At 61.8% G+C, this 12,984-nt stretch carries 11 protein-coding genes; 6 read left to right on the top strand and 5 right to left on the bottom strand.

The annotated features are described in order from the left end of the window. Window positions 1-76 precede the first annotated feature (76 nt). Window positions 77-472 carry a hypothetical protein gene (locus tag AC1DX6_RS23205; RefSeq protein WP_477317628.1) on the bottom strand — a complete coding sequence of 132 codons (396 nt, stop codon included), beginning with the start codon at window positions 470-472 and terminating at the stop codon, window positions 77-79. 317 nt (window positions 473-789) lie between these two features. Between AC1DX6_RS23205 and urtA the strand changes: the two genes are divergently transcribed. The 6 genes from urtA (at window position 790) to AC1DX6_RS23235 (ending at window position 7,001) form a co-directional block, all read left to right on the top strand. Continuing rightward, window positions 790-2,100 (top strand): urea ABC transporter substrate-binding protein, encoded by a 1,311-nt coding sequence (gene urtA, locus AC1DX6_RS23210; RefSeq protein WP_477317630.1) that lies wholly within the window; start codon window positions 790-792, stop codon window positions 2,098-2,100. Between the two features lie 122 nt (window positions 2,101-2,222). Further along, window positions 2,223-3,839 carry an urea ABC transporter permease subunit UrtB gene (urtB, locus tag AC1DX6_RS23215; protein ID WP_477317632.1) on the top strand — a complete coding sequence of 539 codons (1,617 nt, stop codon included), beginning with the start codon at window positions 2,223-2,225 and terminating at the stop codon, window positions 3,837-3,839. Beyond that, on the top strand, window positions 3,836-5,068 hold the full coding sequence (gene urtC, locus AC1DX6_RS23220; RefSeq protein ID WP_477317634.1) for an urea ABC transporter permease subunit UrtC: 1,233 nt from the start codon (window positions 3,836-3,838) through the stop codon (window positions 5,066-5,068). The genes urtB and urtC overlap by 4 nt, the downstream gene beginning before the upstream one ends. Before the next feature lie 6 nt (window positions 5,069-5,074). Then, on the top strand, window positions 5,075-5,821 hold the full coding sequence (urtD, locus tag AC1DX6_RS23225) for an urea ABC transporter ATP-binding protein UrtD (protein WP_477317636.1): 747 nt from the start codon (window positions 5,075-5,077) through the stop codon (window positions 5,819-5,821). A gap of 70 nt (window positions 5,822-5,891) precedes the next feature. Continuing rightward, window positions 5,892-6,587, top strand: a complete 696-nt coding sequence (urtE, locus tag AC1DX6_RS23230) for an urea ABC transporter ATP-binding subunit UrtE (protein WP_477317638.1) — start codon at window positions 5,892-5,894, stop codon at window positions 6,585-6,587. Between the two features lie 237 nt (window positions 6,588-6,824). Next, the gene (locus tag AC1DX6_RS23235) at window positions 6,825-7,001 is read left to right on the top strand and encodes a hypothetical protein (RefSeq protein ID WP_477317640.1); all 177 of its coding nucleotides are present in this window, start codon (window positions 6,825-6,827) and stop codon (window positions 6,999-7,001) included. A 23-nt stretch (window positions 7,002-7,024) separates the two neighbouring features. On the opposite strand, the gene AC1DX6_RS23240 is transcribed toward AC1DX6_RS23235, so the two are convergent. The 4 genes from AC1DX6_RS23240 to uvrA form a co-directional block, all read right to left on the bottom strand. Beyond that, the gene (locus AC1DX6_RS23240) at window positions 7,025-8,176 is read right to left on the bottom strand and encodes a GGDEF domain-containing protein (protein ID WP_477317642.1); all 1,152 of its coding nucleotides are present in this window, start codon (window positions 8,174-8,176) and stop codon (window positions 7,025-7,027) included. A gap of 138 nt (window positions 8,177-8,314) precedes the next feature. Beyond that, complete coding sequence (locus AC1DX6_RS23245) at window positions 8,315-9,121, bottom strand: DUF72 domain-containing protein (RefSeq protein WP_477317644.1); 807 nt, start codon at window positions 9,119-9,121, stop codon at window positions 8,315-8,317. A 27-nt stretch (window positions 9,122-9,148) separates the two neighbouring features. Continuing rightward, window positions 9,149-9,607: a GNAT family N-acetyltransferase gene (locus AC1DX6_RS23250; RefSeq protein ID WP_477317646.1), complete on the bottom strand. Its 459-nt coding sequence runs from the start codon at window positions 9,605-9,607 to the stop codon at window positions 9,149-9,151. A 34-nt stretch (window positions 9,608-9,641) separates the two neighbouring features. Next, window positions 9,642-12,563, bottom strand: coding sequence for an excinuclease ABC subunit UvrA (gene uvrA / locus AC1DX6_RS23255; RefSeq protein ID WP_477317648.1), 2,922 nt, complete (start codon window positions 12,561-12,563; stop codon window positions 9,642-9,644). Between the last annotated feature and the right edge of the window lie 421 nt (window positions 12,564-12,984).

The following is a 12,984-nucleotide window of genomic DNA, read 5'->3' on the forward strand; positions in this document are numbered from 1 at the left end:
CACCGCTGCCTAGTCTGCTTTGGCAACATCCGCATGACATGACAGGAACAGCAGGCGAGCGCGGCAAGAACCTCGCTCAGCCCTTGGTGCAGGTTGAGGCGGTGAAGGCGCCGTCGGGCTGTTTCAGGATGACGTCGAAGGAGGGGGTGGTCTGGCCGTCCAGCGTCGCTTGCGTCATCGAGATGGAATTGCCGCCGGCGGTGTAGCCGCCCAGCGGCCCAAGCCAGGTGATCTCGCCATTGGCGTCCATCTGATAGTTGTAGCCTTGCGTCGCGGTGCCGAAGGTCACCGGGCCGCTGTAGACGTTGCCTTTGATGGTGATGTCGCCGAGATTGAGGAACATGCCAAGCAGATAGACCTCGCAATGATAGGTCCCGTCCGGCAGCTTGCCGTCGGTGAAGTCGGCACGTGCGGCACCGGTCGCCGCAAGCAGCAGCACGATGCTGAAAACAGAAGAAATCCTTGAGGCCATGACGTCGCTCGTTTGAGGATCGAACTTGCCCTATTTTCTGGCGATGCCGCAACGGTCGTCGTCAGCCATTCACCGATGCACGGCAGGTCAAAATTTAGGCAGATGGGCGAATTGGGTGAAAATTAGGCATGGGTGCGTAATTTTTTCTCAATCAATTTTTAACCTGCGCATTTCACTGCCAACGTATATTTGACGGCTAATATAGTAACCATCGGATAATATTGGATATTCCTGGCGTTCTCGACGTTGCTCCAGCGGTTGGCACAGCCGTTGCATGGTCTGTTGCGGTACCATCAACCAGCTTGGGAGTCTGTAATATGAGGGGTAATTTCTCGACAATAACAAAGATGTTTTCGGCAAGCGTGGTGGCGGCGGGGCTTTTGATGTCCGTTCCGGCCAAGGCGGCTGACGACACCATCAAGATCGGCATTCTCCATTCGCTGTCGGGGACAATGGCGATTTCGGAAACGACGTTGAAGGACGCCATGCTGATGCTCATCGATGAGCAGAACGCCAAGGGCGGCCTGCTCGGCAAGAAGCTCGAGGCGGTCGTCGTCGATCCGGCTTCCAACTGGCCGCTGTTCGCCGAAAAGGCGCGCGAGCTGATCTCCAAGGACAAGGTGGCCGCCGTGTTCGGCTGCTGGACCTCGGTGTCGCGCAAGTCCGTGCTGCCGGTGTTCTCCGAGCTCGACAACATCCTGTTCTACCCCGTCCAGTATGAGGGCGAGGAAAGCGAGCGCAACGTGTTCTACACCGGTGCGGCGCCGAACCAGCAGGCCATTCCGGCTGTCGACTATCTGATGAGCGAAGACGGCGGTTCGGTGAAGCGCTGGGTGCTGGAAGGCACCGACTACGTCTATCCGCGCACCACCAACAAGATCCTCGAGGCCTATCTGAAGGCCAAGGGCGTTGCCGCCGAAGACATCATGGTCAACTACACGCCGTTCGGCTTCTCCGACTGGCAGACCGAAGTCTCGGCGATCAAGAAGTTCGGTTCGGCCGGCAAGAAGACCGCCGTCGTCTCGACCGTCAACGGCGACGCCAACGTGCCGTTCTACAAGGAACTCGGCAACCAGGGCATCAAGGCCGAGGACATCCCGGTCATGGCCTTCTCGGTCGGCGAAGAAGAGCTGGCCGGTCTCGACACCGCACCGCTGGTCGGCCATCTCGCCGCCTGGAACTACTTTGAGAGCGTCGACACGCCCGAAAACAAGAAGTTCATCGCCGACTGGCACAAGTTCATCAAGAACGACAAGCGCACCACCAACGACCCGATGGAAGCCCATTACATCGGCTTCAACATGTGGGTGAAGGCGGTCGAGAAGGCCGGCACCACCGATCCGGACAAGGTCATCGACGCCATGATCGGTGTCTCCGTGCCCAATTTGACCGGCGGCTATTCGACCATGATGCCGAACCATCACATCACCAAGCCGGTGCTGATCGGCGAAATCCAGGCCGACGGCCAGTTCGAGACCGTTTCACAGACGCCTGGCCTCGTCATGGGTGACGAATGGTCCGACTACCTGCCCGACTCCAAGGACCTGATCTCCGATTGGCGTGCGCCTCTGTCCTGCGGCAACTTCAATGTTGCCACCGGCAAGTGCGGCGGCAAGGGCACAAACTGATCCTCCCGGGTCTGAACGGTCGTGGAGTTTTCCACGACCAAGACCGCAATGCGTCCGGGCGAACTCATGTCCTCCAGTCCGCCCGGACGCAAACTTAACCCGCTGGGAGCCGCCAGAAACCGATGAATTCGATCCGCGCGATAGGTCTGACGCTGCTCTGCCTGCTGGCGACGCTGTTGCCGTCGAACGCCGCGGAAGCCGATCTTCGCGCCATCATCGCCAAATTCGCCACCGCCTCGAATTTCTCGGCCACCGAAGCCGTCGTGCATGAGCTTGCGGCCACCGGCGATCCCTTGGTCGAACGTCCGTTGGCAGCGCTTGGCGACGGCAATCTTTACATCCGCAAGGCCGATTCCCTGGTCTTTGTCGGCAAGGAGGCCGGCGACAGCGTTGAGCTGCTCGACCCGCTGAGCGGCGAAAAGTCGGCCGAGGCCGCCAAGGCCGATCTCACCAAGATCAAGGTCAACAACACACTGCGCCGTGTCATCCGCGATGCGCTGGGCACGCTGACATTGCGTGCGAAAGATCCGGCCGTGCGCATCGCTGCCGCCGACACCATGTTCAAGACGCCCGATGCCGCCAACATCGAACCGCTCGATGCCGCGATATCAGGCGAAACCGTGGCCAGCGTCAAAGCGCTGTTCGAACAGGCCCGCGCGGCATCGGTGCTGGTCTCCGACAAACCGGAGGTCGACAAGCTGGCGGCCATCGCCCTGATCGGCGCCCGCGGTGACCGCGACGCGCTGTCTTTGCTCACCTCCGTCGAGGCCAACTCAGAAGGCGCGGTCAAGGAAGCTGCGACGGCGGCGATGGCCAACATCAATTCGACGCTGGCATTCTGGGATGCCGGCCAGAACATCTGGTATGGCATTTCGCTCGGATCGGTGCTGCTGCTCGCCGCTATCGGCCTCGCCATCACCTTCGGCGTCATGGGCGTCATCAACATGGCGCATGGCGAGATGGTCATGCTCGGCGCCTACACCACCTTTGTCGTGCAGGAGGTGATCCGCAATTCCTTCCCCGGCTTGTTCGACTGGTCGCTGGTCATCGCGCTGCCGCTGGCTTTCCTAGTCGCGGCTTTGGTCGGTCTCATCATCGAGCGCGGCGTCATCCGCTTCCTATATGGCCGGCCGCTGGAAACGCTGCTGGCGACATGGGGTGTGTCGCTGATCCTGCAGCAGGCGGTGCGCACCATCTTCGGGCCGACCAACCAGGAGGTCGGCAATCCGTCCTGGATGTCCGGCTCCTTCTCCATCGGTCAGCTGGCCGTGACCTGGAACCGCCTGTGGATCCTGGTCTTCGCGCTCTGCGTCTTTGGCGTGCTGCTCTATGTCATGAAGCGCACGCCCTGGGGCCTGCAGATGCGCGCTGTTACTGCCAATCGCCGCATGGCGGCATCCATGGGCATCAGGACGCCATGGGTCGATGCGCTGACTTTTGCATTGGGTTCCGGCATAGCCGGCATTGCCGGTGTCGCGCTCAGCCAGATCGACAATGTCTCACCCAATCTCGGCCGCGGCTACATCATCGACAGCTTCATGGTCGTCGTCTTCGGCGGCGTCGGCAATCTCTGGGGCACGCTGGTCGGCGCCTTCTCGCTCGGCATCGTCAACAAGGTCCTTGAACCCTATGCCGGCGCGGTGCTCGGCAAGATCGTCGTGCTGGTCCTCATCATCCTGTTCATCCAGAAGCGCCCGCGCGGCCTGTTCGCGCTCAAGGGCAGGGCGGTGGAAGTATGATCACAGGACGATTCTTCGCCGCGGGTGCGGACCGCCGCATCGCCATCACCATCTTCATCCTGCTGGCGGTCGCCATCATCGTGCCGCTGCTCAATCTCGTGGTTTCGCCGGCCAGCGCCTTCTACGTGCCGTCCTACATCGTCGCGCTCACCGGCAAGTATCTCTGCTATGCGCTGCTGGCTTTGGCGCTCGATCTCGTCTGGGGTTACTGCGGCATCCTTTCGCTCGGCCACGGCGCTTTCTTCGCGCTCGGCGGCTACGCGATGGGCATGTATCTGATGCGCCAGATCGGCTCACGTGGCGTCTATGGCAATCCTGTACTGCCCGACTTCATGGTGTTCCTGAACTACAAAGCACTGCCGTGGTTTTGGACCGGTTTCGACCACTTCTGGTTTGCCGCCATCATGGTGCTGGCCGTGCCCGGCCTGCTCGCCTTCGTCTTCGGCTGGTTCGCCTTCCGCAGCCGTGTCACCGGCGTCTATCTCTCGATCATCACCCAGGCGATGACCTATGCGCTGCTGCTCGCCTTTTTCCGCAACGATATGGGTTTCGGCGGCAACAACGGCCTGACCGATTTCAAGGATATTCTCGGCTTCAACGTGCAGGCCGACGCGACCCGCTCGGCGCTGTTTGCCGCCAGCGCGGTGACGCTGGCGCTGGCCGTCTACGTCACCTGGGCCATCGTCGGTTCCAAATACGGCAAGCTGCTGATGGCGGTGCGCGATGCCGAGAGCCGCACCCGCTTCCTCGGCTGGCGGGCGGAGAACGTCAAACTGTTTGCCTTCACCGTATCGGCTGTCATGGCCGGCATTGCCGGCGCGCTCTACGTGCCGCAGGTCGGCATTATCAATCCGGGCGAGTTCGAGCCATCCAATTCGATCGAGGTCGTCGTCTGGGCGGCCGTTGGCGGGCGCGGCACCATCGTTGGGCCGATCATCGGCGCGCTGCTGGTCAATGCCGGCAAATCCTGGTTCACCGGCGTGCTACCAGAATTCTGGCTGTTTGCGCTGGGCGGGCTGTTTGTCGCCGTCACGCTGTTCCTCCCCAAGGGCATCATCGGCATGTGGGACAGCTGGCGCGGCAACGCCAGAGCAATGCGCGCCGCCTCGATCGCCGAGGAAGCCGGCACCGATGCCGACGTCCCGCCGCCGGCGAAGATCGTTCGCAGTGCGGCGACAAAGCCCGGCGACTGGTCCGCATCCAGCCCCGAACCGCAGCCGGCGGAGTGAGCGACAATGAGCAAGTCGAACACGATCCTCTATCTCGACGGCGTCTCGGTCTCCTTCGACGGCTTTCGCGCCATCAACAATCTGTCGCTGGTGCTCGACAAGGGTGAGATGCGCGCCATCATCGGTCCCAACGGCGCCGGCAAGACGACGATGATGGACATCGTCACCGGCAAGACGCGGCCCGACGAGGGCGAGGTCTTCTTCGACGGTCAGGTCGACCTGACCAAGCATGACGAAGCCGAGATCGCCATGATGGGCATCGGCCGCAAATTCCAGAAGCCGACCGTCTTCGAAAGCCACTCGATCGAGGAAAACCTGATGCTGGCGCTGAAAGGCCCGCGCTCGATCTTTCCGGCCCTGTTCCATCGCCGCTCGGCCGCCGAGGCGCGGCAGATCGACGACATCCTCGGCATCATCAGGCTTGGCGACAAGCGCAGCGAATTGGCGGCAAATCTGAGCCACGGCCAAAAGCAATGGCTCGAGATCGGCATGCTTTTGGCGCAGGATCCAAAACTGCTTTTGGTCGATGAGCCGGTCGCCGGCATGACCGACGCTGAGACCGAAGAAACGGCGCGCCTGCTCAAGGACATCGCCCGCGACCATTCGGTCATCGTTGTCGAGCACGACATGCATTTCGTGCGCGAGCTCGGCGTCAAGGTGACCTGCCTGCATGAAGGTTCGGTGCTGTCCGAAGGCACACTCGATTTCGTTTCTACCGACGAGCGCGTCGTCGAAGTCTATCTCGGGAGATGAGCATGGTCTGGCGGGTTCAATTCCATCGCTTCGATCTGTCGTTTCTCAAATTCTGGAGAAAGCGCTGACCATGCTCGAAGTCTCCAATGCCACGCTGCACTACGGCGCAGCCCAGGCGCTGCGCGGCGTCTCTCTGAAGGCCGGCGCCGGCAAGATCACCTGCGTGCTCGGCCGCAACGGCGTCGGCAAAACCAGTTTGATGAGATCGATCGTCGGCCACCATCGGCTGACGAGCGGAAGTGTTGCCTTCGAGGGGAAGGCGCTCGACCGGAGCGCGGCGTATGACCGCGCCCGGTCGGGCATCGCATTCGTACCGCAGGGCAGGGAGATCTTTCCACTGCTCACGGTGCGCGAAAACCTCGAATCGGGCTTTGCGCCGCTGAAGCGGGCCGACCGCAACATTCCGGCGCATGTCTTCGAGCTGTTTCCGGTGCTGAAGCAGATGCTTGGCCGCCGCGGCGGCGATCTGTCCGGCGGCCAGCAGCAGCAGCTGGCGATCGGCCGGGCGCTGGTCATGCGGCCGAAGCTTTTGGTGCTCGACGAACCCACCGAAGGCATCCAGCCGTCGATTATCAAGGATATCGGCCGCGCCATCCGCTATCTGCGCGACCAGGCGGGCATCGCCGTGCTGCTGGTCGAACAGTATCTCGATTTCTGCCGCGAACTCGCCGACGAGGTCAACGTCATGGACCGCGGTCTCATCGTCCATACTGGCCCGGCGCAAGATCTTGATCGGGCCGACGTCCGGAAATTTCTCACCGTATAAATCGGTCTTCAGTCATTCTTCGATCCGTTGCTTGAAGCTCTGGCGCGCTGCTAGCTGCATGCTAGTCTTTGCCTGGCCTTGGTGAGTCGGCCGTTCCGTATCAGTCTGGTTTGTCGCAGATCGAGGGGAATGCGCGGGTCAAGCCGGCAAGTTCCACACAAGCAAGCACACCTAGCTTCCCTCCTGCGACCTGTTTTGTGTTCAACGCGTTTGAGCATTCAGGCCAGGAGAAAGCCGATGGAACGTTTCGTCGAAGACTACCAGAAGCGACGGCTCACGGAGCGCGTCGACATCATCACAGCCATCAACATTCTGAAGTCGCAAGGCTACGGCCACGACGAGCTGATCAGCGAGATCACCAAGGTCTTCTACGTCGATCTTGATGCCTACAATGAGATCGTCCTGGCGGCGTGATATCTGTCACCAGGCGAGCCTGACTAGCCCGCACGCCGGAACGCCGAGGCAAAGACGCGATTGCGGCCACCACGCTTGGCAGCATAGAGCGCCTTGTCGGCAGAGCTGAGCACCTTGTCGAAGCTCAGGCCTTCAGTGCTGCCGAAGGCATATCCGGCGCTGACCGTGCAAGACAGCGGACGGGTCTCGGTTTCGATCCGGCGCGCGGCGAAGGCAGCGCGCACCCGTTCGGCGGCAAATTCCACCTTCTCGGGCAGGGTTCGCTGCAGAACCAATGCGAACTCCTCCCCGCCGATGCGGGCGGCGGCATCGGCCGGGCGAAGATTGTCGGTCAGGTCCTTCGCGAACAGCTTCAGCACCTCATCGCCAGTGGCGTGGCCGAATTCATCATTGATGGCCTTGAAGCCGTCCAGGTCGAACACCACCACCGCCGTAAAGGCGCCCATCTGTGCGGCGCCATGCAGATCGAACAGGGCGCGGCGATTGAGCAGGCCGGTCAGCGGATCGGTCAGGGCATCCCGGCGGTGATGCTGCGCCAGCCGCCCCTGATTGAGCGCCAGCGAAAGGGCGCCGATGCCGGTCATGCAGGCGATAACGACGACGAGGCTCAAATCTTCGGCCCAGTTGCTCGGCGCATGTCCGAGGACAAGCTTGCCGTCCAGCGCCAGAACCATGGCGCACAACGCGAAGGATATGGCGGTGGCCGAGTAGAGCCCAGCTATGCCGATGATTGGGGCGGGGAACTCGGTTCGTCCCTTCCAGTATTCAAAAGCAGTCGCAAACAGCAGCAGGGCTGCAAAGGAATTCTCGAGCATGAAGCCGAGCCCGTCATATCCCAAGGTGATGGGCGGCAGCGTTGCGGCGAGCGAAATGCCGCCACCGAGAAGGATGCTCGGCAAGGGCGATCGGCCCGTCGTAAACTGGCGGGCAGCGCCAAGCATGGTCGAGAACCCGAGCAGAAGCAGGGTGAAGGTGGCGATGCCGAGCACGCGTCCCGGTGTCTCGATATAGGCCTTGTAGGTGAAGACGTCGGCGACGACCAACAACACGCTGACCGCCCATGTCAGCAGGAACTTCTCCGAGCGCGCGGTCAGCCATATGCCGAACAGCGTCAGGCTCAGGCAGGCGGCGGAAAACCCGACTGCCAGGAGGAGTGAGTTGTAGTCGAGCGACATGCCTCGTCCTTGCCCGCGACGGCCCATCCTCTGCGACTTGGCCGGACTGGATTCTTGCAGCAAGGAGGTATCGATAAGGTTACGATGGCGGTGAAGAAGCCGAGATTCCCCTGCTTCAGTCTGTCACCAGCTGCATCGTCAGTCTGTCACGCGTTTCATCAGCGCCATGGCGCCGAATGGCGCCCGCACCTTGCCTTCGGTGATGAAGTAGACGAACACGTCGCGCGGTTTGACCGGTGCGTCGGTCGCAGTATCGGCGCGCCGCAGGTCGGTCGGCACTTTGCCTTCCGCCCAGATCTTTATTCGCGCCGCCCATTCGTCGAGACCTTTCGGCGTGTAGCAATCGGGATTGTCGTCGCTGCCGGTCTGCAGCCGCGCGTAGACGAAATCGCCGGTGACGTCGGCGATATCAGGATATTTGGCGTGGTCGGCATAGACGATCGCCGCCTTGTATTTGCGCGCGAGTGCGGCGAATTCCGGCACGATGAAGCTGTCGTTGCGCACTTCGAGCGCGTGGCGCAGCGCAACGCCGTCCTGCTTTTCCGGCAACAGTTTCAAAAAGGCTTCGAAGTCGTCGGGATCGAACTTTTTCGTCGGTGCGAACTGCCACAGGATTGGCCCGAGCTTTTCACCAAGTGCGGCAACGCCGGATCCCAGAAAGCGCATCATCGATTCACCGGCTTCGCCGAGCACGCGGCGGTTGGTGACGAAGCGGTTGCCTTTCAGGGAATAGACGAACCCGTCCGGCACTTCGCTGGCCCATTTGACGAACGTGGGTTCCTTGAAGCTGGAGTAATAGGTGCCGTTGACCTCGATGCTCGGCACCTGCCGGCTGGCGTAGTTCAGCTGCTTGGCCTTGGACAGCTTGTCGGGATAGAACGACGTGTCCCAAGGCTCAAAAGTCCAGCCGCCCATGCCGGCACGGATTTTTCCCTGACTGCTCATTGCTATCCTCCCAAGTGCTGAAAAAGATCAGGCGTCCACGGCTTTCGCCATGTCGACCAGAGTCCATCCTGGCCGGTATGGATTGGCCCGGCGACCCGTTTCGTGAAAGCCATAGGCTAGATAGAGCGCGATGTTCCGCTCCATGCGCGAATTGGTGTAGAGCCGCACCTCCGGCAAGCCCCATAGCCGCGTCTGCTCATCGGCGAAGTCGAGCAGCGCTATGCCGAGTTTCTTGCCCTGGAAGGCAGGGGAGACGGCGACACTGAAGATCATCGCATGATCGGGATGCCGCTCGAGGACGATCAGCCCGGCCAGCTCGGAGCCGCTCTCCAGCAGCCAGACTTCGCCACGCTCGATGCGCGGCGCATAGTCCTCGGTGACCGGCATCGGCGGCGCGCCGAACAGGGCGGTGTAGTGCCCATAGGCGGCTTGCGTCAGCGAGACGACAGTTTGGAGATCACCGGCAAGCGCTTTTCGGAGTGTCATGCAAAAGCTCTCCAGGCGCCAATCGGTCCGGTCATCACTCCGCCGCTTCGCGCTTGCCTCCGGGGCGCCGCTCCAGCAGCTCCTTGAGGAACTGGCCGGTGTAGCTGCGCTTTTCGCGGACGATCGCTTCCGGCGTACCCTGGGCGACCAGTTCGCCGCCGCCATCGCCGCCCTCAGGGCCGAGGTCGAGCACCCAGTCGGCAGTCTTGATCACCTCGAGGTTGTGCTCGATGACCACCACCGTGTTGCCCTGGTCGACCAGCTCATGCAGCACTTCCAAAAGCTTGGCGACGTCGTGGAAATGCAGGCCGGTAGTCGGCTCATCAAGAATGTAGAGCGTCTTGCCGGTCGCCTTGCGCGACAGTTCCTTGGCCAGCTTGATGCGCTGCGCCTCGCCGCCGGAAAGCGTCGTCGCTTGCTGGCCGATATGGATATAGCCGAGGCCGACCTGCTTCAGCGTCTCCAGCTTGTCGCGCACGCCAGGCACCGCGGCGAAGAAATCGACGCCTTCCTCGACCGTCATGTCCAGCACGTCGGCGATCGACTTGCCCTTGAACACAACGTCGAGCGTTTCGCGGTTGTAGCGCTTGCCGTGACATACGTCGCAGGTGACGTAGACGTCGGGCAAAAAGTGCATCTCGATCTTGATGACGCCATCGCCCTGGCAGGCCTCGCAGCGGCCGCCCTTGACATTGAACGAGAAGCGCCCGGGCTGGTAGCCGCGCGCCTTGGCCTCCGGCAATCCGGCGAACCAATCGCGGATCGGCGTGAAGGCACCGGTATAGGTCGCGGGGTTGGAGCGCGGCGTTCTTCCGATCGGCGACTGGTCGATATCGATGACCTTGTCGAGGAATTCGAGACCCTCGATGCGGTCATGCTCGGCCGGGTGCTCGCGCGAACCCATGATGCGGCGCGACGCCGCCTTGAACAGCGTCTCGATCAGGAAGGTCGACTTGCCACCACCCGACACGCCGGTGACGGCAGTAAACGTGCCCAACGGGATTTCGGCCGTCACGTTCTTCAGATTGTTGCCGCGCGCGCCGACGATCTTCAGGCGACGGTTCTTCTTCGGCTCGCGCCGCACGCCAGGTGTCGCCACTTCGAGTGCGCCCGACAGATATTTGCCGGTGATCGAATTGGGGTTGGCCATCACCTGCTGCGGCGTTCCCTGGGCGATGATCTCGCCGCCATGGATGCCGGCGGCCGGTCCCATGTCGACGACATAGTCGGCATGCAGGATGGCATCCTCGTCATGCTCGACGACGATCACCGTGTTGCCGATGTCGCGCAAATGCTTCAGAGTGTCGAGCAGGCGGGCATTGTCGCGCTGGTGCAGGCCGATCGACGGCTCGTCCAGCACATAGAGCACGCCGGTCAGGCCGGAGCCGATCTGCGACGCCAGCCGAATGCGCTGGCTCTCGCCGCCAGACAGCGTGCCGGAGTTGCGCGATAGCGTCAGATAGTCGAGCCCGACATCGTTGAGGAAGCGCAGCCGCTCGCGGATCTCCTTGAGCACCCGCACCGCGATCTCGTTCTGCTGATCGTTGAGATGGGGCGGTAGGTCGGTGAACCAGCGGTCGGCGCTGCGGATCGACAGTTCGGTGACCTCGCCGATGTGCTTTCCCGCGATCTTCACCGCCAGCGACTCCGGCTTCAGCCGATAGCCTTTGCAGACCGGGCAAGGTGTGGCCGACATGAAGCGCTCGATCTCCTCGCGCATCCAGGCGGATTCGGTCTCTTTCCAGCGCCGCTCGAGATTGGGGATGACGCCCTCGAAGGTCTTGGTCGTCTTGTAGGAGCGCAAGCCGTCATCATACTGAAAAGTGACCTCGCGCTCGCCGGTGCCGCGCAGGATGGCTTCCTTGGCCTCTTCGCTTATATCCCTAAACTTGTCGCCGAGCTTGAAGCCGTAGGCCTTGCCCAGCGCTTCCAGCGTCTGTGAATAATAGGGCGAGGTCGACTTCGCCCACGGGCTGACGGCGCCGTCGCGCAGCGAGACGTTTTCGTCGGGCACGATCAGGCTGGCGTCGATGGCGCGCTGGCTGCCGAGACCGTCGCAGGTCGGGCAGGCGCCGAACGGGTTGTTAAAGGAGAACAGCCTGGGCTCGATCTCGGGAATGGTGAAGCCGGACACCGGGCAGGCGAATTTTTCCGAGAACAGGATGCGCTCATGCGTCTCGTTCTTCGACTTGTTGACCGAATCCTCGCCGGTCTGGCTGGCGTCGAGCGGCTTGTCGGCGAACTCGGCCACCGCCAGGCCTTCGGCCAGCTTCAGCGCGGTTTCGATGGAATCGGCAAGCCGCGTCGCCAGGTCGCCGCGCACGACGATGCGGTCGACGACGACGTCGAGGTCATGCTTGTATTTTTTATCGAGCGCCGGCACATCTGATATCTCGTAGAAGACGCCGTCGACCTTGACGCGCTGAAAGCCCTTCTTCTGCAGCTCCAGCAGTTCCTTGCGGTACTCGCCTTTGCGGCCGCGCACCATCGGCGCCAGGATGAACAGGCGCGTGCCTTCCTCGACCGCCAGCACGCGGTCGACCATCTGGCTGACCGTCTGGCTCTCGATCGGCAGGCCGGTGGCCGGCGAATAAGGAATGCCGACACGCGCGAACAGCAGCCGCATGTAGTCGTAGATTTCGGTGACGGTGCCGACCGTGGAGCGCGGGTTCTTCGACGTCGTCTTCTGCTCGATGGAGATGGCGGGCGACAGGCCGTCGATCTGGTCGACGTCAGGCTTTTGCATCATTTCGAGGAATTGCCGGGCATAGGCCGACAGGCTCTCGACATAGCGGCGCTGTCCCTCGGCATAGATGGTGTCGAAGGCGAGCGACGACTTGCCGGACCCAGACAGGCCGGTCATGACGATCAGGCTGTCACGCGGCAGGTCGAGATCGACATTCTTCAGATTGTGTTCGCGCGCCCCGCGAATGGAAAGATATTTATGGTCGGCCATTGCCGGTCGCCGCCTCAGATCTGGTGTCAGTGGGATCGGCGGGGTTTTCCCGGCCATCCCCTATGTAGGTATTTTTGCCGCCACGTCGAGAGACGCCACAATTCTCGACAAAAGCGTTTAACCGCCTTTCGCCCGAACGGGCAAGCGGAAAGAACAAAGACCGAACACGCTCCTGACAAAGCCTGTGCGGAACCTGACTTGCACGTAACCTCCCGGCGATCACTTTTTTCGGTAATCGGCTATTGAAGGTTGACGTCGCCGAATCAGGGGAGCAGTGTCCAAACGTCAACGAAGCCGGCTGTCTTTCGATGGCCTCGCCGCCCCAAGGCGGCCTGCGAGACGCCGCAGGTATTTGCGATTTGTGCTTCGGATTGACGACAATCGCAACGGACACAGGAGCGGAGCATGACGCCACCGGATA

Source organism: Mesorhizobium sp. P2_C4, assembly GCF_056404575.1.